Origin of the sequence: Oscillatoria sp. CS-180, assembly GCF_028330965.1 — a bacterium.
Lineage (GTDB): Bacteria > Cyanobacteriota > Cyanobacteriia > Phormidesmidales > Phormidesmidaceae > Halomicronema.
In genome coordinates this window covers 1-26998 of sequence record NZ_JAQMUB010000006.1, presented here as the reverse complement: position 1 = coordinate 26998, position 26998 = coordinate 1, and the positions used below count along the sequence as shown (strand labels likewise).

Here is a 26998-nt window from a genome sequence, read left to right as displayed (position 1 = left end):
CGCCCAAGTGTGCATGGTTTTTACCGAAGATCAACAAGATTACACAGCAGCTACTCCCCTATTCGGTAGAGACCGTTAAAATCCGCAGACTCAACTCAGTCGTACTATGAAGTTTTGATGAAGGCCCCGTAGGATTCTCGTTCTTAGGTAATGGATTGGAGAATCCCTAAACACTCATCTTTAAAGACTTAAGCTTTGAGCAGTATTATTCAAGTTACCGACCTGAGTGAAGGCGCTCCAAATGGCTGGATCAGCGTAGGTTTCTAGGGACGCAAGCATCGCTTTGCGAAGCGCGTGGGGAGTGTGATTGCCGTCTAACCGAGCCTCGTGAAAATCGATCATCAACTCAGCGGTTTGGGCATCGGGAACCTGCCAGAGGGATACGACAACTTGCGGTACCCCTGCGGCCATGAACGATCGCGATAGACCCAACACACCATCGCCCGTAATGCGCCCCCGTCCGGTATCGCAGGCGCTCAAGATGGCGAGATTAGCCCGCAGTGGCAGATCGAGAATTTCCGCTGCGGTCAGAAAGCCATCATTCTGGGCATCCGGAGCCAGGGCCAGCGCTCCCTGAAGTGGCTGAGCACTGTTAAACCGTCCGTGCGTGGCGAGATGGATAATGTCAGCGTTGGCGAGGGATGCCTTCACCTCAGCTTCAGTAGCGGCACCGCGCACCAGAGGATTGACTGACAGTAAGTCTGCAACCGTTGTTGCTTCTAACTCAGCGTTAGGTAAAGGAATAAATTCCTCGGGCATGGGACTGGGGTTGCCGACTACCAGAGCATCAGAGGCCGCCGTAGCTTCGGCCTCTGAAGTAGTGAGCGCCAGCGTTTGAATGGACGGGGCGATCGCCAAGGTATGCTGTTCCACAAAGTAGGTGCCCTCGGTATCTTGCAAAGCCGCAAAGGGAATGACAAAGAGTTGTTCTTGGGGGACAAAAATAACCAGATCGTCTGGATCGGTGGGCAGCACATCAGTGATGGGGGCAATTAGAAGCTCATGGAGCTGTTGCAAGGGCAATGAAGCAGTCGCCGCCGGAGTGTCCACCCGCGAGATCTCATCAATCGACAATACTGGGTTGGGCAACACGAAGTCGGGATGCTGCACGGTCACTGTCTGACCATCAGGCGAGATACTCACCACTTCGTAAGGCGCTAGGTCAGGCAAATCGCCTTCTCGCTTAACCCGATCACCGGGGCGCAGAGCGCGATCGCGAGATGCGGGCACCACACCCACACCTCGGTTAGCCGCAATTAAGCTGCTATCACGCCCAGTCAAAGCAATGCGCGTATCCGTCACCAAATCCGCAATGGACGTTGTTCCTAGCAGGCTCTGCAAATCAACCTGTCGAAAATGCGTATCGCCATTGGGTGAGACAACCCAAATGTAGAGCTGTGCATCTCGCGGTTCAACTGGATTCTGCGCAGAAGCAGCATGAGGCGGCTCGGCAACTTGATCGCGAATGATGGAATATTCCACCAGAGTGGCTGCTTGGGCAGCGGCGATTTGCTGCATTTGCGCCAGATTGGGCGGCGGCACGGGTCCGACCGAGTCAGGGTTCACCTGCCCCCTTGCCAACAGTTCGACAAAGGCCCGCGCCCGTCCCCGCTCAGAAATTTCGAGGGCTGTATTCGCTTTGTTTTGAGTCACCAACACCTCTTGTAGATTGCGATAGGCGGCCAGCTGCGTCTCAAAAATGGAGACTTTGAAGGCGTCGCTGGTGCCCAATCCAGCCCGCATTGCTTCCCAAACGGCGATCGCATTGAACAGCGCCTGTTCTGCTTCCGTCAGCCGTTCCAAATACAGAAGGGCATTCCCCAAGTTGGTCAGAGCAATTCCCTCACCGAGGCTGGCACCCAGCTCACGAGTTAGAGCGAGGGCATCTTGGCTATAGCGATAGGATTCCTCATAGTTCTGCTGGTAGGCGTAGGTGGTGCTGATGCCTAACAGGATTTGAGCCGCTTCTAGCGTGTTGGGAAGCGCCTTCGCTAAAGTCAGTCCCTGTTCATAGAGTGCGATCGCCTCCGCAAACTGCCCCTGAATCGCCCGCGTTGATCCGAGGTTGCCGTAAGCCTGCATTTCGCCATAGGTATCGCCTGCCCCTCGCGAAATGTCGAGACTGGTCAACTGCTGCTGCGCCGCATTGTCGTACTCTTTTTCCGCAAAATAGGCATTGCCCAAGTTGCGATAGGTCAAGGCTTTCCATTGGGCTGCGGTCTCGATGGGGGTGACTCTGAGACTGCGCTCATAGAAGTCAATGGCCGTAGCGTAGTCTCCCAACGCAGCATAGACCGCACCAATGCCCCCCAGGGCAATACCTTCCTGGGTGGGATCTTGAAGGGCGATCGCCCGCTCTAGCTGCTGCTGGTGCAGGTCAAGTGCCGTGAGGTAGTCTCCCAGCACGAAATGAGTAATTGCCAGATTGTTCAGGGAGTAGGCAATCCAGTGTGAGTCCTCTTGTTGAGTCGCTGTTGCCAAGTTCGATTCGTAGCAGCTGATGAGGGACTCATAGAAGGACTGCGTGCGATCGCTGCCGGCGATCGCTTGAATGCCCTGGGCCTCAGCCTGACAGTTTTTCAGTGCCTGGTTGACGGTGGAATCAGAGGAATCTGCAGTGACTCCCGTCGGCTCATCAACGTCTGAAGCTGCGCTGGTCTCCCCTGACGGCTCCGATAGGGTATCGTCCCCTTCTGAGCCGGGAGTATCCGTTGGCGAGGCATCATTGTCTTCTGGCAATACGGCAACATCTTCCGGGATGGTGTCGGCAGGTTCATCAGCAGGTTCCTCTGTGAGACCTTCAGAGTCCCCTGGAATCTCGTCTTGTTCACCAAGGGGATTGAGCGAAGCACCTTCATCCGGCTCTTGATCACCCGTATCTGGCTCTTGAAGTTCACCCATATCTGGCTCTTGAAGTTCACCCGCGTCCGGTGTTTCCCCTTCTTGCATGGGCAGAGACGGTAAAGGGTCAGGCTCAGGAGCCGAAACCAAACTAGGAAAATTGCCGCTGTTGGCAGCACCGCTGCTGGCACCATCGGATTGAGACCCGACAAAGATGGCGTTCACAATCAAAAAGCCGGGTTCCGGGAGCACCATCCCCATGATGCTCAGTTCTTCCAGCTGCGGCGATTGGGCTAATGGCATTCCCGTCAGGAGGGTTTCTCCGGGACTCAAAAGCTGCGGTGTGGAGACTTCACGAGTTCCTAGATTCGGGTCAACGACGTTCGGCAGGGACGACTGCGGCGGTCGCGGCGGTGGTGGTGTTAGCGGCGGTGGCGACGGCGGTTCGACAAGCGTAACGGTGACGGCAACTGGGGCCGAACTGGAAACACCATCCCGAGCCTGCACCGTCAGTGCGGTGAGGGTACCGCTGGTATCATCAGGAGGCCTGAATTGCAGTGTATCAGTGGGGGCGATCGCGTCTCCTGGCTGAAGGGCTACACCGTTTCTCAACAAGGTCCCTGTGGGGATTGAGGCAACTTCTAGCGTGGTGATGTCGTTGTTAACATCGGCGATCGCTGGATTCAAATCCGCCAGGGCAAAGGTCGAGGTCTCGTTGACTTCCGCATCCGGTAACGCTTGGGAAATCTCCAAAGTTGGGGGCGCGTTGACCGAAATAATCTCAATTTGGGTGCTGTCAGTGGGATTCTCGCTGCCACCATTGGGCAACACCTCAAAGGATTGATTGTCAGCAGGGATGTCAGCGGCGATCGCCCCAGCGGTTCCGTTAACCGCAGCATTGCCAATTTCGAAGGGAGCGTTAGTCGGTCCACCGTCATGCTGAATTGTGACCGTACCACTGGGGCTGATCCCTCCCCCTTGAGTATTAATCGTCGTCCCTGTGGCAAATCCTTGGACGGTGCCGTTCGCCAGAATAGTGACATTGGCTCCGGGGTCGGCGCTGATGCTGTTAGCAGCGATCGCGTCGAACGTGATGTTTTTGGTAGAGAGCAGGTCAACGGTTCCTGGAATAACGCTGCTAGTGTCAATCGTGCTGAGCTGTAGTCCTGACCCAGAAATATCCACCGCACCACCATTAGTCTGAATGCTGGTGCCTGCGCTGGAAAAGATGCCTCCCGTACCGTTGCCGTCAGCATCAGCTTCTAAGGTGATCGCTCCTGGTCGAGTGACAATGTCGCTATTGAGAAAAATGCTGTTGTTAGCGATCGCTTCCAGATCCACAGTCAGATTGACCTCCGTACTGAAGGTAATATCTTGGGTCGCTTGCAGCGTAATATCAGCCTTGGTGTTTTCCAGCACATCAACATCAATGCGGGTGATCTCATTGATGGTATCGGCATCGGCATCGCCAAAGTCATCAACATCATCGAGTCCGTCTGGCTCAGTCGTGTCGGGATCTGTGATATCTCCGCCCGCCGCCACAATTTCAATGTTGGTCGGATCAAGCAGTAGCGTTCCGGTCGTGCCAGAGTCAGACGAAGCATCCACTGACCCTGAGAATTGGAGTGAGTTGAGTCCCGAAACCTCGACCCAGCCACCATCGCCGTTTTCTTCAGCACCCCGAACGCTGGCGCTTCCCAAAAATTGCGTGGTGTCGTCGGCCCACACCACGATAGAGCCACCATCGCCTGTAGCTAAACTATCTGCCTGAAGCGTGGAGACCTCATCGACTAGCGTGAATCGAGCATTGGGTACCCTGCCCTGGCCTTGAAACTCGCCGCCAATTCGCAAGCTGCCGCCGCCGAACGATCCAGAGGCATCCACGTTAGCGTTCAGTAGCGAGACCTGTTGACCCAAGAGATAAATGGAACCGCCGCGATCGCCCGTTGCACTGATTTCCCCCGACGCAATCACGCCACCGGGTTCGGCGATCGTTGACGCTGTGGAGGACTCTAGCCGGACGGTGCCATCGGCATTTTCAACCACAGTTAAGTTGTTCGCGGCTAATGTATTCCCCGTCAGTAATTCGGGCAGCGAAAGCGAATCGAGGGATAGCTGTCCGCTCTCAGTTAGTGCTGGCGTGATTTCTAGGCTGAGCAGCTGGTTTTCTTGGCTGATGCGAACCAAATTCTCGCTGGGAATTGCCACGAGGGTGATTGTGCCGCCTGGCGCCTCGATAGTGCCCAGATTAATCACTTGATTGCCCAACAGCGTCACGTTTTGTCCTGGTTCGACGGCTAGGTTTCCCTGATTGAGCACTAGGCTGGACGAATGGCCTGTAAAGCTGAAGCCGTTGGGAGTACCTGTTAGCGCTTCATAGGTAGAGGGATTCAGAATGTCCAGCCAGGTATCGCCAAAACCGATCTGGTTCGCTGTCGTTGCCGTGAATGATCCGGTTAGGCTAATCGCTCCGTCTGGACCCAAAATCACCCCTGCCGGATTGATCAGGTATAGGTTGGCGTTGCTGCCGCTAACCTGAATCAGCCCATTGATGATCGAGGGGTTGCCGCCATTAACGCCGCTGAGAATGTTTTGAATATCGGGTGAGGTGATAAAGTTGGCAACCTGCTCAGCAGTGAGACCAAACTCTTGAAAGCTGTGGAATAGGTTGGCACCATCGCCGGAAAGCTGTCCACCAGTGATATTGATGCGGTTCTCGTCTGACATAATCACGGTGCCAGTACTCTCAGCATCTGGAATCACGGCTTGAGCAAGCTGGGGCGCAGAAAACTGAGGCGCAGAAAACTGAGGTCCCAAGGATGCCTCCGGCGACAGCATTGGCTGGGCTGTTGTGGCCTGATTGGCGTTCTCTGCATTAGTTTCGGGCATGGCCATCGTAGAGAGCACAGGTGGCACATCCGGTTGAGCGATCGCACAGAAGATACAAAGCATCTCTCCAATTTCTCCACTAACGTTCCAAGAAATCACACGTCACTGCTTCGTTCTCAGCGGTTAAGGAGGGAGCCGGTTTGGCTACGCAAAGAATTTCATCGCGCGATCGCACAAAAACCCACTCTCCCCCAAGTTTGACTGCCATCTGGTGGGTGTTTGAATTAAACGCGATTTCAGGACCACCCTCCGTTGGTGACGAAAACAGAGTGCCTTTCCTTAAAGTGCCAGCGGTGTACTGGCGATAGACCTCGCTACACCAACCAAAGCGACCACATTCCAAAAGCATCAGCCAGCCATAATTGTCATCAAAAACGGGGGCGGTATAAACGCTGCGATAGGTTTTGTGCCATGCCGCAAGCTCTGAACGACCGCCAGGAGAATACCCAAAGAGGACTGACGGTGCTGCCGCGATGAGCAGCATGACCAGAAAGCCAGCAATCATGCCTAAAGAAACAGCAAGGCGACGAACCAACTGTCGCCGTCGAGGGAATAGCACCGCAGCCAGTAACAAGACCAGCAAAATGCCGCCAAAGATAGGCCCCAAGTACACGAGCGCAATTCCCAGAAGCAACGTAGGGAGGTCGAGATAGCTATAACTCACGGCTAGCCAATGCCAGCCCGGCGAATGGCCTCCTGTAAATCCGGCATACCAACCCCAACCGAGCATCCCAAAAGCCATGACGCCGATTAGCAATATCAGTATTGGACGCTCAAACGGGAATGATGGCATGACTTATCTCAATGTGCTTGAATCCACAATTAAAGTTCAAAGTCGATGTCAGACTGGCAGCAGTCAGTCAAAGGCTGATTCACCACATCGTCTAGCTGTACGACTTCATGCTCTAGTAAACTGGCCCAGGCGATGAAGGCGTCGTCAGATTGAGGATCACGCAGTCGCCAATCGCCCACTTCGGTCAGCGTGTCGTACCAAAAGCCGTGGCTGGCAAGCAGATTGATCCGTTCTTCAGTATCGGCGTCTGCAAGCTGCTGACTAAGTTCGTCGGAGGGCGATCGCCGCACTACTACGCCTGTCGTCGCCGGATCTTCGCCGCTCTCATCAGGACAATCGACCGATAGCGTCCAGCGATAGGGTACATCCGGCTCCAGCGCGGGCATCCCTTCAGGAACCGCCAAACGACTGACGCCAACTTGAGGGATCTCAGCATAGGTGGCGGTGTAGAGAACCTCATCGCTGCCCTCTGGTGCCAAAGACAGGTTGATGGTGCGTCCTACTTCTGACAAAAAGACCCAGAACGTGGGCTGTGGTTGAGTAGTCTCACCCCAATGGGTCTGCGTCGGTTCCAGCGCAATAATGCCACAGCCACGACTTCCCGCCGTGCGAATGGTGCTGCTGCGTCCCGGTGCGCCTCGGTTTGGAGGATCTAAGGGGACTGCTTGGGCCGTCGCCATCAGCGTCAGCACGCTTCCAGTAATCACCGTTACCCTTGCCAAGCGTTTTCGCAAATGCGGTACAAACCGAACTTTCATATCCTCTCCCCTGTTCCATAGCAATAGACATCGAGGCTCGAACTATCGAAACAGACTACCTACACATTCAAAATCCAAAATCGTCAATCTAAAATTGCTTCACTTTCTAGACCTTCGAGCTTGCTCCAATCCATAAGCACTAGCAAAAACTCCTGCTGTTGCCAGGGGTGAACCTATTGCAGCAGGTACCCAAGGTATCCACCACCCTAAATTCAGCAATCCCCAAGCGATGCCGTAAATCAGGAGTACGGTGCCCCCCGCTACGATCGCGGCCACCCTCAAACGGCGATAGCGCCAACCTACCAGTCCACCCAGTCCGCACCCGCCAGCAATCCATATCATCTCAGCCCATTGAGGCCAGATTTGGATGGGCGATCGTCCGTCGAGCGCTGCCGTCAGCAGATGATTGACCATCTGCGCGTGCAGCAGCACCCCGGCAATCTGCTCTCGCGGCCAGCGATTAGCCCCCTCTGGCGTGAGGAAATAGTCCGTCGGATTGGAGACCGGAGCAGACATCCCGATCAGGACGACATAATTTTCCAGACTTTCAAAGTCGAGGTCTTGTGTCAGGAGGTCTGTTACAGAAATTTGCTGAACAAACGTCTCGGTATCGGCATAGTTCAGCAAGACCTGAAAGCCCCAGTGATCGAGATTGTGATAGGGACCTGAGTGGCTATGCAGAGGAGCGAATATGGCCTGTCCGAGCTGCAAGCGCTCGTCTGGCAGGATTTGCTGCTCAACGTCTGCCATTTCAAGATATTCCATTGCTAATAACGCGCTTAGGGAAAACCGAGTGGCGCAAGGGTCGTCTGCCTCGGGCGTCATAAACACTAAATGACGGCGGATGACGCCATCGTGGTCTTCAGCAACGTTGCTAAAACCCAAACGATCTTCGGACAGATTCGGCGGTGGTGCGATACCGCTTTGATCCCCTTGAATACCAATTTGAGCATTGCAGAGTCCAACTAAGTTTTCCTGAGTCTCAAACAGGGCCTGCAGCGGACTATTTGCCTCGGGACGATCGCGAAAAATATCTAGCCCAATCAGCCGGGGCTCGTAGGGACGCAAACGCTCAATCACATCGGCCAGAACCTGATCCGGCAGAGGATAACCGTAGCGGTTCACGTCTGCTTCTGTCGCTTCAATTACGAGCAAGCGCTCGGGGGTGGATTGAGGTAGCCGCTGTTGCAGGAGGCGATCGTAGGCGCGAAGCTCCCAAGGTTGCAGTCCGCCCAGCGATCGCACCACCAAAACCAGGACGGCTGTGATCAGAGTGGCGAGGAGAGCCGGTTGCCATCGTCCTGGGTTGGAAGAGATTTCAGCGATCGCGATCTGGCTTTGGGGAGAACGGGATTCTGGCTCAGCCTGCTGAAGCTGCTGCCAAGTGGGTGGCGCATCAGGTACGGTTTGCATCAGCACGGGCAACCAGCTAGCGCAAGGAAACTCGTTTTCAATTCCCTGCAATCTTTCTCGGGCCTGACGTAACGCCAGCGGTAACGGCTGACCCATCGCGTAGGTTGGCAACAGATAAGTCAAGAAAAGCTGAGCAATCCGATCTGGCACGGGCTGACGCATGACAATCATTTGTGGCAGATTTAGGGACTCCAGCGCTTGTGCCAGTCCAAGTCCGTCGCAGGAGTTGAAGATGGCGAGCTGTAGTCCGTTTGCGATCGCCCGCCGCAATCCGTAGCTCAGTTCCTCTAGTGTCAAACTCTCCTGAGGATTGAGAAAAATGCGTCCGGTCATATCGGCACTGTCGCTGTGTCCGGCAAAGAAAAGAATGTCCCACGATCGCTCCCAAAACTGGTCGTTGATGGCCTGCCGTTGGGGTTCCACCAAAAAAGTGACGTTGGCGTTGGGTAATTGAGATAGGAGGGCGCGATCGCGGCTGATATCAATGCCGTCACTGTGTCCCAGAATCGCCAAGATATTGACCTGCTTAGTCGTAGGTGGGGCGATCTCGGGACGCTTGAACTGGGGCGAGCCAAGCGTAACTTCTGCTTGCGGATAGCGCTGCAAAAAGTCCCACAGGTGCCAAGGCAGATGATACAGGTCGCGGTTCGTAGTTCGCACCAGCACCCGCACAATGTCCTGAGTATTCAGCTCTTCTCGCAAGCGCTGATCAATAGAGCGCAAGCCCTCCGCCGCCAACCACTGATTGAACTGTTGCGCCAGCGTTTTGGCTGCTTGTCGACAAGCAGCAACCCGCTGCATCGACCCGACGTAAACGATTTCCTTAGGCCGAATGCGTGTTGGTGTATCAAGCTGGCGATACTGCTGCTGCCACTCGCGCAGAGCATTCCGCAGGATTGAATTGGCGGGCAGTTGTCCCGTCACGACGGCATCAGGACGCTGACCTTCAATACCCATTTCAACCATCACGCGAAACCCATGGTGTTCCAGGTTTCCGTTGAGGGTAAGAGTGACAAACTGGTGACGCATGGTAAGTGAATGAGTGGGGATCGAAAATAGCCCTAAACCCTGTTCGTAAAGCCGAAATCTTGAATACAGCTCAGACCCTATACTCCCTTACCTCACCTGATTAGGTTTAGATACGGGTCAACGGCTGATTGAATACAGGTTTTTAGCCCACGGCGAATTCAGTAAACTGTCTTTTAAATGGAGAGTGGAACGCTAGAACGATGTCGTGTTTAGGAACACCGCGATTGACTAATTCAAGGGCGATACCACCTTCAGTACCATCATGCTGAATCCAAATCTTGCCTTCTTTAATGTCGAGATGTAGAACACAGCCATAAACGCGATGCTTGTTTGACCAACCGACATGAACTACTTGATAGCGGTCACGTTGAATATCAAAAATGGTTTCGGTCGCTAAGCCTGGATCGTTAAGGTCGATGTTGCTGTAGTCCGTCAATAGCTCTTGTACTAACCTTCGATAAAAATCTACGTCTGCCATTTCACAATTACCTCCTCTTCTGGATCGTAAATTAGTAATCGAACGTTGTAGCGTTCAATTAATCGGCGTGGCAGTTCCAGCCTGAAGAATTCCCGTTCGGCATCTACTGGAACAGCTAAATAGAGAACTCGCTCAGGATGCTCTTCTTCTAGCGCAAGTTGATATTTCAGAAACTGCCCAAGCGCAAAGTTAAATTCGGTCGTGGCAGAAGGACCAACGAAACTCTTAACCTCCACAGCAATCTTTTCGTCTCCACGATCAGCCGCGATGATTCTCTCAGCACCTAAATCCACGTACATATTGACTCCGCCGAAACTGAGAAAGAACGGATCGTGAGTAATCGTCCAGCCGCCCTTTTTGAGCGCATGTTTGACCGCATCATGAAAAATATCCTTGGCTGCCATAATTTATGCATCTCTTCGATGTCTGTGGGTTAAGGCTATACCTCAAAACGTGCCGTAAAGCTCTGATCGCCTAGCGTAATTCGAACACTGAACTGTTCGGCGATCGCCGCCACAAATTTGAGTTGAATAGCTTCGGTATCTCGCGCTTCGGCCTGCATCACAGCGGTGTTGGAGTCGTCCAAAATAGCCAGTTGCAGTGCAGAGGGTAGACGAGCTTGGTTCGCGGCTGGACTGATTTGCACCCAGACTTCAATATCATCCTGTGCTTGGGGAATTAACCCAACGAGCAGCGATACTGTAACAGCATCTTCTCCGCTTCCCAAGGTGACGGATTTGGTCTGTCCGATGCTGGGAATCGGGTGGGTCTCCGTTTCAGCGTCAGTGGCAGACGATCCCCGAAAGGCGAAAGCTGGAGACGGAGCGGTGAGTTCCGCGAGTGCATCAGAGACCGTCTGCCAACCAGTCTCAGTCGTTTGCTGAAGCCAACGGCTCAACTGGACGGGAATTGACCCTGCAATTTTTTTTTCTAAAAACGTTCCTAATTCTTCCGGAGACTGTAAATCAGAGAGTGGAATTAAAGTTATGGATTGGGTGGAAGCGAGCAAGGGAATTGCAAAACCCAGCAGTGTCGCGTGCCGAAGGGAATCGTCTAGCTGAATAGCGAGATAACAGACGCGATCGCCCATCACCTCAGCAGGAACAGAGAGGGTATTCTCTCCCGGCAAAACGGGCCGACATTCTAACCGCCCCACCTCTGCCACCCAGATATCAGCAACATTCATCAGGGTTTGTTGGGCTGGGTCGTGACTATAGCTATGGTTCAGCTCAACCTCATAGCCGCACATCTCTAGATGGGTTGCCCCAGCATAGACAGCGAGGGTATTCAGGTAAACACGCTTCTGCACCGACGGCGTTGAATGGCGGCGTTGAAAATCTTTGGCACGGCGGTGAGCAGTCAGCGCCAGCGGAATGGTAAATGCGGATGGGTTGCTCAAGTCGCTCATGATCGTCGTCTCGCGGGTGGAATGGAGTGGCGCATTACAGCAGGCGTTGAAACTGCGGGGCAAATTTCTCACAGCAGCGCTGGAAGAAACTGCTGAGAGTCGGGACTTTGATAGCAAATTCATGGGCGATGTCCTCCCAACTTCGTTCAGCAAATCGAGCCAGGGCGATCGCCTGAAAGCTAGCCTTAGGGTGATGGCGAATGTGGGTTGCTTCAAATACGCCTTCAGGGTCGGTAGCAATATAGTCTTTGACCTCATCTGCCAACGAGGTGGAGGCTGGAGCAGGCGCAGCGATCGTGTCTAAATCGTTCAAATTTGGCAGTTCCTGCGCGTCCTGTTCATTAAAATCTCGCCGACACTCAATAATTTGGCGATCCAGCCGAAAGTTGACCCAGTTCATAAACTTTTGCGCCGTGCCTCGTTCTGGATCGTAATTGTCAATCTTGCGGCACACGTATACCAAGGTTTGGTTTAGCGCTTCGTCGTAAAGCAAATCGTAAAAAGCAGGCGAAAATTTGCTCCGGTGGGGATGGGCTAGCCGTCCCGATTGCCGAATCGCTTCGATGAGTTGGGTGAGCGCATGCTGTCGCTGAGGACTGCGAAATAGATGTCGCTGAGCTTCCAACGCCAGCTGCTTGAGCTGATCGTCATCTAAGGCCGTGTGGAGGGCTGCTGCCTGCACTTCTCGGCTCCAGGTCTGTACCGTATCGCGATCGCCCTGATACTGCCCTATGGCTTTTGTGATGGCTTCTCGCAGGGAGGCTTTGATGCGATCTCGCAAATCCCGATAGACCGCATTCTTCGGCTCATCTTTGAACGGGCGACCTAAGGACTGCGATCGCATCAGTTTTGCCGTTAGCGACGATATCACCTCGGTGCGATCGCTCCTATCAGTGACTCGCTGAGCTTGATGTAGCAGTTGCTCCAATTCTGATTCCATACGCTCTACTCAAAGATGCCGTTGACAAACCGGGCTGAGATCACAAGTCAGGACAGGACGCGATCGCGATAGCGACGAAAGGCTCTCTCGGCATTGAGGCTGACAGCATTTAATAGTAGCAATACTACTGCTGCCCATCCTCCCAAAAAGCTCAACGACAGAATGCGTAACCAATGAGGCAACTCGATTGCAGGTAGGTTGCTCGCTGCGATCGATAGGACAACCAAAACTCCGAACACAGTTAGTAAGGCTTTCAATTGAAAGCTAGTAGTCCATCGCCATCCTCTGAATAGGCTTTTGCCGGTCAGCGCCTCAGCAATAGACACGACAACGTTGATCGCGGTTAAATACGGAGCTGCGAAAGCCATTATCAGCTCACCGATTTCCGGAACACCACCTTGAAAATCGCCTCCACCCGTGACGCTAAACAAAACAAAGTTGAATCCTTGCATTGCCCCCTGCAGGAGCCTTCCACCTGCTGACAGAGAGCCTTCCCCCGTTGTCGTAAACAGATAAGCCATCGCTACCGCAAACATGAGCGTTCCGGCGAGCGTCACCGCCAACGAAAACTTCAGCAGATTGACAGCAAAGCGGAATGCCCACAATTCAAAGAAGCGAACCAGGCGATCGCGCAACCTGGTAGATGTCATGGCGTTGCCCCTCCCTTCACTCATGGTTAAATCCCTACTCAAAGATCCGTCTCAAAATGGTTCATATCCTGATGACTGTACAAAGCTAAATAACGGGGACAATGCCGACCATGTCCCCGTAGACTCTCTCGTCTATGGCAGTGCGCAGACGTTGTAGATTTTTACATTGCGGGCAACGTCATCGGTATTACGTAACCGTAGTCTCCAAGTTGCCGAGTCTTCAGGATGGGAGTGAATCACTTTGAAGCCAGTTGAAGCATTGCCCGAAATGGCTTCCGTTTCAAATCCACCACCCACGGTATAGCGATAGCGATCGCCACAACGCCAGACTAGCGTTCCAGATTCTCCAGCCCCAATGCTTACCCAATCTGAGCTGGTTATTTGGTAAGGCATGGGCGGTCTTTGGGCGATCGCGCTGGGCACAAAAATATTGATCGCAGCCACAATAGTCAACGCAATGACCAAAACAGTCTTGTTGAAGCGTCGAGAAAATAGCTTAAGTGCAGTCATGGACCGTATCTCCTGAATAGACAGTGTCGTTACGTCCATCACTCAGGTCGTTTCAGAGCCTTTTATGCAAATTGTGACGGTGTTCTGTGATCACAGCTAAAGAGATGCCATATATCGTGTCCCTACACAGTGCCGCATGACGCATTGCCGCGTGTTGATTGAACAATAGGTGCTATAGCGTTGACGGATCAACACCAAGTTCCCGTAGCTTTTCTGCCAAACGATCAGCCCGCTGCTTTTCTTGTTCAGCTCGCTGCTTTTCTTGCTCGGCCTGCTGCTGTGCTGACTCCTCTGGCAAGGGAGCAAGCTTGCCCTCGCGATCATAGAGTCGTAACCAGTGACACCTTCCCGTCATCGGTTCTCGATTAATAGCACCTTCCCAAGTGCCTAGCCACAGCTCTAGCGTCTCGCACCAGAGCCAGCCCTGCTCATTAGGTAACAAAGGTTGATAGCCGTGAGATAAATCGAGTCGCCAACCTTGCAGAGAATCAGCGTCAAAAGGGTCAAAAACGAAATATTCACGGGTCTTGAAGACTGTTTCATAGAGATCCTTTTTGACACCCTTATCAGTGGCGGCGGTGCTGGGTGATAGCAATTCCACGATGACATCGGGATAACGGCCCTGCTCTTCCCAAACAACCCAACCTTTTCGTTCGCGATCGCTCTCTACCCCAAGCGCAGCAAAAAAGTCGGGTCCCCGAAAGTCGCGGTTCATCGCCTGATTGCGGCTGTAATAGACAAACATGTTGCCGCCGACAAACGTGTCAGTCTGCCCTCGCTCCAAAAACATCTGCTGAGTTGAACGGATCAGGACGTTCATGGCAATGCGATGGCGATTGCTTTCCAAAGGTTCTCCGTCATCAAAAATTAAGTCGGTTGGAGGAGATGGTTCCTCCCAGTCATACAACTCAGTTGGCTGTTCAGCTGTTTCTGGTGTCATGAGTCAGCGTTAAGTGGAGGGCGATCGCACGGCTTTCGCTACAAGCTACTCCCAAGTTTAGCGAAACGGAACTGACGTTCTACTGAATTCTGACTTCTAAACTGTCCTAATTTTGCATAAAACTCATTTCTCCTCCTGAGTGATTGACAGAAAGCAACGCCGCTTTCCGCAACTCAAATTTGGAGACCTCCCATGGCTTTTATCCCAGGCACTGAGAACGATGATTTGCTGGTTGGCACGCTATTTGACGACACTATCGAAGCTGGCGCCGGCAACGATTTAGTTGATGGCAGCTTGGGCAACGACGAGATCCTGGGCAATGCCGGCAATGATGAACTCTATGGCAGCTATGGCGACGACGTACTCAATGGCAACGGCGGCGAGGATCTGCTCAACGGTGATGAAGGCAATGACACGCTCTACGGTGAGCAGGGTAACGACATTGTTAACGGTGGCAACGGTGAGGATACGGTCTATGGGGGTATTGGCAGCGATCGCGTCGATGGTGGTGATGGCAATGATGCTATTTGGGGCGATAGCGGTACTGACTCTCTGACAGGAGGCGAGGGCGACGACAGTGTCTATGGCGGAGAGGACGATGACTTTATCTGGGGAAATGAGGGAGATGACATCCTCGATGGTGATGCCGGCGACGACGTGGTCAATGGTGGAGAAGGCAACGACGCTATTAGTGGCGACGACGGTAACGATTCCCTCACAGGGGGAGGCGGTAGCGATCGCATCTTAGGCGGTAGCGGCAATGACTTTGTGTATGGCGATGACGGTAGTGATGGAATTAACGGCGGTAGTGGCAATGACCGGCTCTACGGCGGCAATGGCAATGACGAAATTGTAGGCGGCAATGGTGACGATTTTCTCATCGGCGATGATGGCGACGACAACCTCTCGGGTAATGATGGTAATGATTCTCTATCCGGCGGCGCAGGCAACGATTACCTAGACGGCACCTCAATTCCTTCGGCACCGCTTTCTGGAGAGTTGCCGGGTCAAGGTGAAGTCGATTTGCTTAATGGGGGCAACGGCAGCGATCGATTTGTTTTAGGAGCAAACTTTCTCGTAGACGGGGTCGCGAGTGGAATAACTGCTTATGACAATGGTACAGATGGCGTTCTAGGCGACGAAGGCTTTAACGACTATGCCATCATTACTGACCTCGGTGTAGGTGATGTTATTCAGCTAAACGCCGACGCAGGCTACATCCTTGAAGATGCTGTTTTTTCAAGTTACGGCGTCTCGACACACATCTATGAGAACAAGGGCTTAGCCTTTGATGCGCCTTCAAACACTTTCTTCAATGATCGCGAGCTAATCGGTATTGTCGCTGGCGTTTCGAGCGATTCTCTGCTGTTCAATGGCGATAATTCTGAGTTGACGCTCTCAGCGACTTTACCCATTGTGCCGACGATTGAGCCGACGATTAAGCCGACGGCTGAGCTGACCTCCGCAGACCCGACTCGTATCGGCGCTACTAGTACGGCATTGGAATTCGTGCCGCCGACCGCTAGCCTGGGTTTCTTACCAACAAATAATGTGACTGGCTCCGATGGTGACGACACCCTTTATGGCAACAGCGAATTTGCCTGGACCCCGGAAAATGGATTAATCCTCACCTTCGCCGATGACAACATTTTTGGACTCGATGGCAACGACACTCTCTACGGTCAAGGCGGTGACGACTCCCTTTTTGGCGGCGAGGGCGACGACAGCTTGCTGGGAGGAAGCGGTGATGATTTTCTCGCGGGGGGTGTCACTAACTACGGCGCGTCGGGCATCGATGTCCTTACTGGCGGCAGTGGTGCCGATACCTTCCATTGGGAAGGGCAAGCTTATCAAGATGACGGTGAGACCGCGATCGCTTTAGGCAGTACTAACCTGGTGACTCAGGGACTTGATAGCTATTTCATCATTACCGACTTCAACACAGCCGATGGAGACAGCTTCCACGGGGCGACAAACAATATGTCCTTTGTGCCTGATTTTTCCCTGGGTCTCGGCGACGCAACACCCGACACGGCAGTTATCCGTGATGTGTCTTACGGCGGTCCTGATGGTCCTGTCGAACGATATGACCTAATTGGCATCGTAGTTGACTGGGTGCCGTCCTCATCGAAATAGCAATTTGATGATTGCCTTCACTTTATCGGCTAGCTCTCAAGATCTTCTTCTCTTGATGACTTATAGCCCTGTGCAGCTTGGTCAAGTACATCTCAGTGTCTCAAGGAAGCAGGGAATATGTCTCGCCAGGCAAATCTGGCCATTATCAGCACCTGCGACGCTAGACGCGGGCGGATCACGGGCAATGGTGTGATTGGCCTATGCTAGCGTAGCGTATCAGGATTAATCCCCTGAGCCTTAAGATAGGCAGCTAGCCGATCAGCTCGTTGACGCTCTTGTTCAGCTCGCCGGCGCTCCTGTTCAGCTCGCTGGCGCTCCTGTTCAGCTCGCTGGCGCTCCTGTTCAGCTCGCTGGCGCTCAGATTGAAGTTGAGCCTGCATATCTTGAATAACCTGATCCGCCAACGGATAGGCTTTGCCATGGACGTCATGCCAGAGCAGTACCTCCTGTTCGATGCCACCAACCACCTGACGACCTCGGCCAATGCCTAGGCCAACTTCTGTCATCCAATAAGGTTCACCAATTTGTAGCTGATATGTTAACCCTGTTAGCTTGTATACCTCAAAGGGTTGGTGTTGATGACGTTGCCAATAGTTGGGATTGTAGATGACGTAATACAAAACTCCTAAACGCTTATACAGATCCAGCTTCTCTTCATATTCATCGTTATAGCGATGAGAGACCATCTCTAGCACTAGGATAGGCACTGTCCAGTTTTCTTCCCAAGTGGCGTAGCTTTTGCGAGACTTGCCGTTCTTTCGGCGATCAACCCCAAGGCTCAGAAACGCATCAGGAACAACAGGCACCTTAGGACTGACGCCAGTCGTATGATAGACCGCCATATCTACAGCAAAAAACCAGTCCATGCGCTCTGACCAAAGACTGGCAAGAGCTAATAGCAACAAATTTGGGAGTAAATTTTGATCCTCGTTATCCACGGGCGTATCGTCGGAGCAAGGAAGCTCGTCGGTAGTGGGTAAGGTGTCTATAGGGCGAGAAACCATGGCGATAGACTCAAACTACCATCAGCACTATTGTACTGCAGTGCAAAAAATGTTTCTTTCATCTTCTGCCTTTAGCGGTAGCTCTGTGTAAGGTCACCAGCCGACGCGGCTGACTAAACTCCGGTGTGACAAAAAGTCCTAATCCCCGCATCAGCAAAGGGAGAAAGGCACGAGTTGCCTTAGTCCTGATAGACTAACCCAGCATCTTTGCCGAAAACTGCCAACTTATCCTTGTTCGCATAATCGGTAGCAAAACACCTTGAGTGATGACCAGAGAGAAGGCTGTAGTGCTTCTCAATGTTCTTCATCCAAGGAGCTGATGATGCCCTCCACTGTTTTACCTACGATTTACGCTGCGATCGACTTTGATGGCGATACCCTTGATGCGGCGCTTGCTGATACGTTGGAAACGCTGGAAACCTGGGCGCAAAGCACTGCGCTAGAGGAGTTGCTAACCCGTTTTGACCAAGGAAGTGCAACGGATGTAGAGGCGCTGCGATCGCTCCACACGGCCTGGCAAAATGGCGATTTCTCTCAGCTTCCTCGTCTTGAAATTCTACCGGCGACTGACTTAGCCGGGGCTAACGGAGCCTTCGCTCAGGACACACAGACTATTTATCTAGCGGCAGATTGGGTTGAGTCAACAAACCCGTCTACGCTGACCCGAGTGTTAATTGAAGAAATCGGTCATTTCGTGGACGCGCAGGTGAATGCAGCCGACACCGCAGGCGATGAAGGTGCACTTTTTGCCGCGCAGGTGCAGGGCTTGCCGCTCAGCGCTTCACAATTAGCGGCGATTCAGTCTGAGAACGACCACATCACGCTACAGGTCGATGGACAAACCGTCACGGCTGAAGCGATGACGCCTTATGAAGGGGATAACCTCAACGCATTTCAAGCAGGGTTAGCCGATTTTCTGACCAACTTAGAAACGACCCTTGATGAAGTGGTCTATGGTCAAAATCTACCGCTGATTGGCTCGGCTTTGGCGAGTGTGAGTGACGAGGCCGTGGATTTTGTGGCGCAGCTGCGAGAGGCGATCGCGGCTGAACTTGACGCAATCACGCCAGCCGACCTGACTCCAGCGGCTTTAGAGCAGGCGCTTAACGACGCTCTGGGAGAGGCAGGTTTAGATTGGCTAGACGGCAGCATCGCTCTCACTGAAACGGCCGACAGCCTTAGCTTCAATTTGTCGCTTAGCCGAGAAGCGCTGCAAGTGACCGGGGCCGAATTGACTTTGGCTGAAACCGTTCCTGGCATTGATATCAGCGGGGAAACGCAGGTCAACGTCGACTTCAACTGGAATTTGCAAATGGGCCTCGACAGCGAGGGCTTTTTTGTCAACACGGATGAAAGCAACGAGCTGAGCTTAGGGCTGTCGGCTAGCGTCTCTGACTTGTCGGCAGTTGGACCGTTGGGAGCGTTTCAAATTGGAGGCGAGGACAGCGGCGGTGCGTTGACTCTGGGCGTGGCGGTGGATCTTGACGGCGAGAATGCTACCGCAACTCTGTCCGGCGAGTCTGGTGCGAGTCTCGACATTGCCCTTGCCACACCCGATCTGCCAGTTTTGCCTACCATTGGTACCACCCTAGCCCTGGACTGGACGCTAGAAGCAGGCGAGGCATGGGATGCGCAGACGTTGATTCCGGTGATCGCGTTCAACGACGTCTCCATTGATGTAGGGTCGCTGTTAGGCGGTATGTTGGGACCTTTCTTTGAAGGCATGGGCACGGTGCTTGATCCGCTTGATCCGTTTTTAAGCACCCTCAACTATGAGTTCCCGCTGATCAAAAAATCCGCGATCGAGCTGCTACCAGGTTTAGTCCAGGCATTTGGCGGCAACTTCAATCCAGAGTCCGCTGAGTTTGCCAACGTCCTGACCACGCTGACCACGGTGCTCACGGCGATTGATGCGGTCGACGTAGACGGCCAGCAAATCATTCTCGGGGATGTCGGCTATGACCTGGGAGAGCTGAGTTTTGAGGGCGATCCGCTGGATGCGACAGACACACTTGGGTCGTTGGCGGGAATCGATCTGGGGGGTGGCACGGGTCTAGAATTTCCGCTGCTCAGTGACCCGACGAGTGCGGTGCAACTGCTGCTGGGCGAGCCAGTTGACCTGCTGGCGCTGGAACTGCCGACCTTAGCGTTTGGCGTCAGCGCGACGACAGAATTTCCCATTCCAGCGTTTCCGCCCATTAGTATCACCCTCACCAAGAGCTTTGAAGCGGCAGCCAATGTCGGGTTTGGACTGGATAGCTCGGGCCTTCAGGACTACATCCAAAGCGTGAGCGACGGCACTCCCAATCCCGAGCTGATTGCCAACGGCTTTTACATCAACACGCCCGAAATCGATCAGGAATTTGATCTCATTAACGACAACGACTTTCTGGTGGGCGTGGCGTTTGCCGTAGACGTCGGCGGCAAGCTGCGTCTGGGCCCAGCCTACATCGAGCCGAGAATCGGGATTGTGCCGCAGCTTTTCCTGGATCTGAACGGGCAGGGAGAGGACAACCGCGTTCCCATTCCCGATCTTGCGGACTCCTGTTTTCTCACTCCATCTGGCAAGTTTGACCTGCGGTTCTCGATCATTGGCGGGTTTGGATTCAGACGGTTTGCCGTGGAGCGATCGCTCTTTAAGAAGCGGGTGACCATTGCGGACTTTAGCGCGGGCTGCCCGGCGACGGCGTCGGACGAAGATCACCAGCAGGCGACCGTGGGTGAGGGGGGCGCAACCGAACTCACAGTGGGCGATGACGCTGCCGACATTCTCCAGGGCATTGACCAGGAAGGCATCGATGAGGATGAATTTATCATTGTCAGCCACGTTGCCGGGGAAGCAGGCAACGAAACCATCGCGGTAGAAGCCTATGGCGCAACTTGGGACTATCCGGGTGTCACCTCAATCACTGCCGATGCCGAGTCTGGCGACGACGTGATTGACCTGACGGGGGTGCTCACTGGGGCCACGCTTCATGGCGGCAGTGGCTTTGATGAACTCTACGGCGGTGAGGGCGATGATGAGCTGAATGGTGAGGGCGATCGCGACGTCCTTCAAGGGGGCGGCGGCAACGACATTCTCAATGGGGGCACAGAAGGCGACTTTTTGGAGGGTGGAGCCGGAAACGACACCCTGAACGGTGACAGCGGTCGCGACAGCGTCTCCTATGCCGGTGCCCCTAACTCTGTCGTCGTCAACTTGGCCGACCAGAGCCAGAACGACGACGGTGAGGGAGGCCAAGACACCTTAAACAGCATTGAGCAAATCATCGGCTCAGAGTTTGGCGACACCATCACGGGCGGTGACGGCAACGTCGAGGGGGTAGGCGATGTCATTCTCGGTGGCGGCGGCAACGATATTCTCAACGGCGGCGGCGGCGACGACTTCATTCTCGGTGGGGCCGGAGCCGACATCATCGATGGCGGTGCGGGCGACAAGGACGGCACCAGCTACATGGAGTCCACGGCAGGCGTCTATGTTGATTTGCTGAGTGGCAATGTCTTCAGCGGTGGCGGTAGCGATGCCGATGGCGATGTCTTAACCAATATTGAAGGAGTGCAGGGCAGCCAGATGAGCGACGTGCTCCTCGGCGACGAAAACAACAATGAACTGGGTGGTGCGGGTGATGATGACCTGCTGCTGGGCGGCGGCGGCGAAGATATCCTCGATGGCGGCTTGGGCATTGACACAGCCTGGTACATCGATTCTCCAGAGATGAAGGATGCTCCTGACGGAATTACCGGAGTAATCGTGAGTCTGGCAGCCACGGATGGGTACGACTCTGGCTATGGCGAACGCGGCCATGCCGAGGGCGATCGCCTCTTGATGGTGCTTGAGGAGGATGGCGAGACCCCCACGGACCGCAACAGCATTGAAAACCTGGTGGGGTCTTTCTTCAACGACAAGCTGACGGGCGATGACTACGCCAACGAGCTTCGCGGTGGGTTGGGCGACGATCAGCTGAATGGCAATGGCGGCAGCGATCGCCTCATCGGTGGCGCGGGCGCTGACAAACAGGACGGCGGCGATAACCGCGACTGGGTCGATTACAGCGAATCCGCTTTTAGCGTCGTGGTTGACTTAAATGGCGAGGGGATTGGCGGCGATGCCCAAGGCGACACCTACATCAGCATCGAGAATATTCAGGGCAGCGATCACGCCGACATTCTCTGGGGCAATAGCGCCAGCAACGATATCGCCCCAGGGCGGACCAGTAACGACAATATTGATCGCGTAAATGGGGGTGACGAAGCGGATGACGGGGGCGATCGCCTGATCCTCAATCACCAGAACGAGAGCGGTCTTTTTGGCGGCTACAACTACGATCAAGGCTCAACCAGCTCCGGCGAATTTATCAACCAAGTTGAGTTTGACAATATTGAGCGTTTGCAAGTCGTTGGTTCCCAGAGCAGTGACATCATCCGGGGTGGCGCTGGTGATGATGAAATCCATACCGGCATGGGCAACGATACTGTGTTCACTGGACAAGGGAACAACTACGTCACTGCTGATGCTGGCGATGACACCGTTATTCATTTCAATGATGCCTTTGGCGAAGTCTTTTATACCCCTGATGCCGATGCTGACGTCACTTATTGGATCGATGGTGGCGCTGGTATTGATACCTTCTCCGGCAACCTAGCGTACGACGACACGGATGTGGTGCTCACTGGCCTGAATCCTAACGTCGAAAGTAATGACCAGTTTTTCTTCGCTGGCAATGGGTCAGCTATCTACGGTTTTGAGCGCTTTGAGCAAGTGCAAACCAGCGGCGGCAACGACCAGCTCACCCAGCTCGGACGGGTCGAGAACGACTTCCGTACCGGCGCGGGCGACGATATCGTCAATACGGGTTTGGGGCTAGACTACGCCGATGGTGGTATTGACGGTTTCAGCAGCGGTGAGCATGCCATTTATGGCGATGACCTATTAGTTGTGGATTATTCTGTCGGTGACACCGGGGAAGGGCTGCAAAGCGAAGTCAGTAACAGTCCCTTGATCATCAGTCGCTACTACCGCAATGCTGCAAATGACACTCCGTGGGATGAGGTTGAGTTTCTAAACTTCGAGCGGGTTCATGTGGACGGCACTCAACATGACGACACCATTATGGGACTGGTTGGTAATGACGAACTGCGGGGTCACGATGGCAACGATTTCATGATGGGCGGTAGGGGTGATGATGAACTGCGCGGCGGCAGCGGCAATGATGTCATCATCGACAACATTCGTGAAGGTGGCACAGGGGGGAGCGATCGCCTCTTGGGTGATGACGGCGATGACTTTTTAGTTGGCGGTGATGGCAACGACGACCTCGACGGTGGCGCGGGCAACGACATTATTCTCGGCATCGAGTGGGGCGCTCCGGCATTTCCGGCCAACGCCGAAATCGATACCATGACGGGCGGCACTGGGGCCGACATCTTCCTACTGGGTGACGGCGCATCGACTTACTACGTAGGCGACGATGCCGCATCAGATGATGAGCCTACTGGGACAATTGACGACTTCCAGGTCTTACCCAATCCCGACGCTGACATTACCGATATCAAAATCAAGGATGGGCCGGAGTCGAACGGCAGCCAGCATCGAGCTATCGTCACAGACTTTTCACTGGAAGAGGGTGATGCGATCACCCTCCACGGTAGCGCCAGTGACTACATGCTGCAAGCAGGCGACGGATTCACCCACATCGTCTATACCGCTGACGGCAACAGCGATATCGTCGGCACCCTTCAAGGCGTGACCGGGCTAGAACTGGCTAGCGACGCCTTCCACTTCTTCGACGACGACGCTGATCCCCAAAATCTGGATCTCCTGCTGTCGGCGAGACAAAGCGCGCAGGCAATGGGCGACAAACATATCCCAATCCTTGACTTTGTTTTGCGGGGGGTGGATGCTTCTGAGACGGTTGACATCGACGATTTGCAAGTGGACCCGGCTGACCCGCAGCAAATTGGCCTGCTGCTGCCCGCAATCCAGAAAGTCCGCGAGGCAGCCGCTTCTGAGACGTTCCCTATCGATGACCTGCAGATCGGAACGGACACAGAGGCTCAAGCATCGGCGATCAACTTTATCTATCAGGACTATCGCAAACTTCGAGATCAAGAGAAAGAACAGCAGAGTCTGCTCACTGAGGATGAGTCATTGATAGGAAATGAGGCGATCGCCGCCACGCCAGCCGTAGCTGAGGCAGCCCCTGCGTCTGAACCCAGCGCTACTCTCGACCCAACTTCTGACCATGCCGAATTGGCTGGCGCGGGCACCTTCAGCATTAGCCAAACCAATAACACCAATAGTCTGTTGAATACTATTCTGGGCGACACCACGGGATTGACCATTTTAGAGACTCAAGTTGAAGGCGATACCCGCGCCTTTGGTACCTTCCAGTACGACCCAATGGGTCTCGGCAGCGGTTTTGTCATGAGCACTGGCGATGTAACTCACCTTGTGGGTCCGAATGGTGAAGAGGGTGGCTTTGTCGGTAATGCTGATATTCCCCTCACCTTTACGAAATTGGGGTCTGGTCCTGGCTTTACTGAAACTGTGGGCACTCGCCAGGCCGCTTCCAGTCCAGTGAATGCGATCGCCAACGTTGAATTGAATCCAAATGCAACGCCTGCCAGCACAATTGACGATGTTGTTGCAAATCCTGCCAATCCACCTGAAACGGCTGTTTTCCGAGCCAACCTCTCTGATTTGCAACAACTTCAATCCTTGACGATCGCCGATAGCGGTTCGGGCGCAGGGGGCGCAGGGGGTGAGCGCACAGGCTTTGACTTGGTGGGTGTGAAAATCAGCAACGTCCTGATCGACGACGCTGCCAGCATTGATGACATTCCAGGGCTGGATCTCTTTGACTTCAGTCCCCTCAGCACCTACTTTACACCCGGTGAACAGCGGCCCTCCAGCAATCCTAATTTCCCTGAAACGGCTGATATGTTTGGGTCGCTGCATGGCAATGTGAACAACGCGATCGCCACCCTCGGTGAATTTGACTTTGATGGTGACACGGGCTTTATCAGCCTAGGAGACGGCGGTTCCGTCGGCTTCGACCTCACCCAAGCCTTGGACTTCAATAACTTGAGTGAGACTCTTGGCCTCGATCCCGATAGTCCGCTCTACCTCTACGTGGGCGAAGCCGGCAACAACGGTGAATCCCTCACCGGCCAAATCACCGCCTCCGCTCAGCGCATCAATGGTCAAACCGAACTCAGCACTGACTTTGGCTTGCCCGGAGCCGAGGACGACACGACTCGCTTCTCCGTCAGCTTTGAGGCAGATGACAGCGTTGAGCAGCTATTCCTGCGCTTTGCAGTGGGTTCAGAAGAGTTCGTCGAGTCCAGCGGCAGCGATTTCAACGATACCTTTAGCATTAAGCTTAACGGCTTCAACTTAGCTCGGCTAAGTGACGGCTCAGAAGTCAATATCAACAACCTCGTCCCGAATCCCTTCGGTGACTATCACCCAGACTTCATCCACAATCCGGTCGGCACAGGCCCTGCTAGTAACGAAACGCCTCTAGATGGCTACACTCAGGTGCTTACCTTTACAGGAGCCGTGAACCCTAATGCGGTCAACCATCTAGAAATTGAGGTGAAAGACGTTGGCGATGGTTGGAAAGATTCGGCTATCTTCCTGGAGGCAGGATCTCTCGGCGTCAGCGAAACGCCACTGGGCAGTATTGACTTGTTTGGCTCTGGCGAGGTGCGCGAGGGAGACGGCTCGGTGCTTAACCTGAAGCTCAATACAATGCCCACGGAAACCGTGACCGTGACCCTTGATCCTGATGAGCAGATTGATTTAGGGAACGGGGCGGGCAATCCTCTTGATGTGATATTTACGCCTGAGGATGCCTTGATCAATCGCCAACTCATGTTCACCGCTGTCGATGACACGCTGGTAGAGGATTTTATCCACTTTGGCTTCATCACGGCTACTGCACAATCCATTGATCCCAGCTACGGCAGTCTAGAGGCGCAAACTATCGAGCAGATGATTGTGGACAACGACGAACCGTCTATCGAGGGTCGGGATCCTGTTGGTCGAGATCCCATTACAAGGGGCGGTCAGCCGGATGACCTATCTACGGTTGAACTGACCGACATCGACTTCAATCGGGGTGCGATCGCCCTACCAGAGCAGCCATCCCTGGTCAGCGATTCCTTGACAGAACTCGCTGTGAGCATTTTGCCCACCTCACCGAGCATTGTCGAAATCTAAGCCTCTGCCTTTTGCCTTTGGCTAATCTGCTCAAACTCCGCTTGGAATGCAATTTCTGAGCGGAGTTTGAGTCAGCATCCTCTCGGCACCAACCGACGTAGGGATGTTCATTGCCAGAAAACGCCTCAGTCGATGAGGACATCAGAATTCCATCAAGGTTGACATGAAAGTGGCTTCATTGCAGTAGGTATATGTTATTGATTGATGCGACGATTCTTTGACCTGATATCGAAGGATGAATACGCCTGTGTCCACTGCCGCTGACTCAAAATCTCCATTCAATATCACCAATATCATCTCCTTTGGACTACTCCTCTTTATTCCCGTTGCCATTTGGGCAGAACGAGCAGAGATGGACCCGTTGGTTGTGTTTGTGGTGTCGGCGATCGCGATCGTTCCCCTAGCCCTGTGGCTCAGCACCGCAACAGAAGAAGTCGCCGTCATCACCGGGCCGACTATTGGCGGGCTGCTGAACGCGGTGTTTGGCAACGCCACAGAATTGATTATTGCCTTAGTTGCCTTGAAAGCGGGACTGGTCGGTGTCGTCAAAGCCAGCATTACTGGCTCCCTGCTCGCTAACTTGCTTTTGGTTACCGGGCTGTCGATGCTCATTGGCGGCCTTAAGTACAAAGAGCAGACGTTTGCCTCCATCGTCGCTCGCATCAACGGTTCAACCATGACTCTGGCCGTTACCGCCTTGGTTCTACCGGCTTTGCTAATCAAAACCTCGACGGTTGTTGAACCGAAAACCATCCTCAATCTTTCAGTGACTGTTGCTGTAGTTTTGATTGTGGTTTATGCCCTAACGCTGCTGTTTTCGCTGAAGACTCACAGCTATCTCTATGACGTTGGCATGAAAGACCTAGACGTTGCTCCTGAAGAGGCCGCAGGGGAAAGCAACGAAGCTGAAGAGAAACCTAACCTCTGGCTCTGGGTTGGCGTACTGTTTGCAGCTACCATCGGCGTCGCTTTCGTCTCAGAAATT

The 26998-nt window shown here is 53.8% G+C and carries 15 protein-coding genes; 3 read left to right on the top strand and 12 right to left on the bottom strand.

Going from position 1 to position 26998, the window contains the following annotated elements; all coding sequences use genetic code 11:
• Positions 1–180: 180 nt before the first annotated feature.
• From PN498_RS00960 to PN498_RS00910, 11 genes are all read right to left on the bottom strand, one after another.
• On the bottom strand, positions 181–5829 hold the full coding sequence (locus PN498_RS00960; RefSeq protein ID WP_272060798.1) for a CHAT domain-containing protein: 5649 nt from the start codon (positions 5827–5829) through the stop codon (positions 181–183).
• Positions 5810–6523, bottom strand: a complete 714-nt coding sequence (locus PN498_RS00955; protein WP_272060797.1) for a hypothetical protein — start codon at positions 6521–6523, stop codon at positions 5810–5812. The genes PN498_RS00960 and PN498_RS00955 overlap by 20 nt, the downstream gene beginning before the upstream one ends.
• Positions 6524–6552: 29 nt before the next feature.
• On the bottom strand, positions 6553–7281 hold the full coding sequence (locus PN498_RS00950) for a DUF928 domain-containing protein (RefSeq protein ID WP_272060796.1): 729 nt from the start codon (positions 7279–7281) through the stop codon (positions 6553–6555).
• Between the two features lie 99 nt (positions 7282–7380).
• A complete protein-coding gene (locus PN498_RS00945; RefSeq protein WP_272060795.1) occupies positions 7381–9723 on the bottom strand; it encodes a CHASE2 domain-containing protein in 2343 nt (780 codons plus the stop codon).
• Positions 9724–9865: 142 nt separating this feature from the next.
• A complete protein-coding gene (locus PN498_RS00940; RefSeq protein ID WP_272060794.1) occupies positions 9866–10201 on the bottom strand; it encodes a XisI protein in 336 nt (111 codons plus the stop codon).
• Complete coding sequence (locus PN498_RS00935; RefSeq protein WP_272060793.1) at positions 10189–10605, bottom strand: element excision factor XisH family protein; 417 nt, start codon at positions 10603–10605, stop codon at positions 10189–10191. The genes PN498_RS00940 and PN498_RS00935 overlap by 13 nt, the downstream gene beginning before the upstream one ends.
• A 35-nt stretch (positions 10606–10640) precedes the next feature.
• Positions 10641–11732 (bottom strand): DUF1822 family protein, encoded by a 1092-nt coding sequence (locus PN498_RS00930; RefSeq protein ID WP_272060792.1) that lies wholly within the window; start codon positions 11730–11732, stop codon positions 10641–10643.
• Positions 11644–12549 carry a hypothetical protein gene (locus PN498_RS00925; RefSeq protein ID WP_272060791.1) on the bottom strand — a complete coding sequence of 302 codons (906 nt, stop codon included), beginning with the start codon at positions 12547–12549 and terminating at the stop codon, positions 11644–11646. Before PN498_RS00925 ends, PN498_RS00930 begins: the two co-directional genes overlap by 89 nt.
• Positions 12550–12596: 47 nt before the next feature.
• A complete protein-coding gene (locus tag PN498_RS00920; RefSeq protein WP_272060790.1) occupies positions 12597–13199 on the bottom strand; it encodes a hypothetical protein in 603 nt (200 codons plus the stop codon).
• 132 nt (positions 13200–13331) lie between these two features.
• Positions 13332–13709, bottom strand: a complete 378-nt coding sequence (locus tag PN498_RS00915) for a hypothetical protein (RefSeq protein ID WP_272060789.1) — start codon at positions 13707–13709, stop codon at positions 13332–13334.
• 172 nt (positions 13710–13881) lie between these two features.
• Positions 13882–14649, bottom strand: a complete 768-nt coding sequence (locus PN498_RS00910) for a Uma2 family endonuclease (protein ID WP_272060788.1) — start codon at positions 14647–14649, stop codon at positions 13882–13884.
• A gap of 192 nt (positions 14650–14841) precedes the next feature.
• On the opposite strand from PN498_RS00910, the gene PN498_RS00905 reads away from it, so the two are divergent.
• Positions 14842–16785, top strand: a complete 1944-nt coding sequence (locus PN498_RS00905) for a calcium-binding protein (protein WP_272060787.1) — start codon at positions 14842–14844, stop codon at positions 16783–16785.
• A gap of 203 nt (positions 16786–16988) precedes the next feature.
• Here PN498_RS00905 and PN498_RS00900 read toward each other — a convergent pair whose 3' ends face one another.
• Positions 16989–17789, bottom strand: coding sequence for a Uma2 family endonuclease (locus tag PN498_RS00900; protein ID WP_272060786.1), 801 nt, complete (start codon positions 17787–17789; stop codon positions 16989–16991).
• Positions 17790–18108: 319 nt separating this feature from the next.
• On the opposite strand from PN498_RS00900, the gene PN498_RS00895 reads away from it, so the two are divergent.
• Positions 18109–26013, top strand: coding sequence for a choice-of-anchor L domain-containing protein (locus PN498_RS00895; RefSeq protein ID WP_272060785.1), 7905 nt, complete (start codon positions 18109–18111; stop codon positions 26011–26013).
• Positions 26014–26248: 235 nt separating this feature from the next.
• On the top strand, positions 26249–26998 hold a 750-nt coding region (gene cax, locus PN498_RS00890; RefSeq protein WP_272060784.1), incomplete at its 3' end, for a calcium/proton exchanger.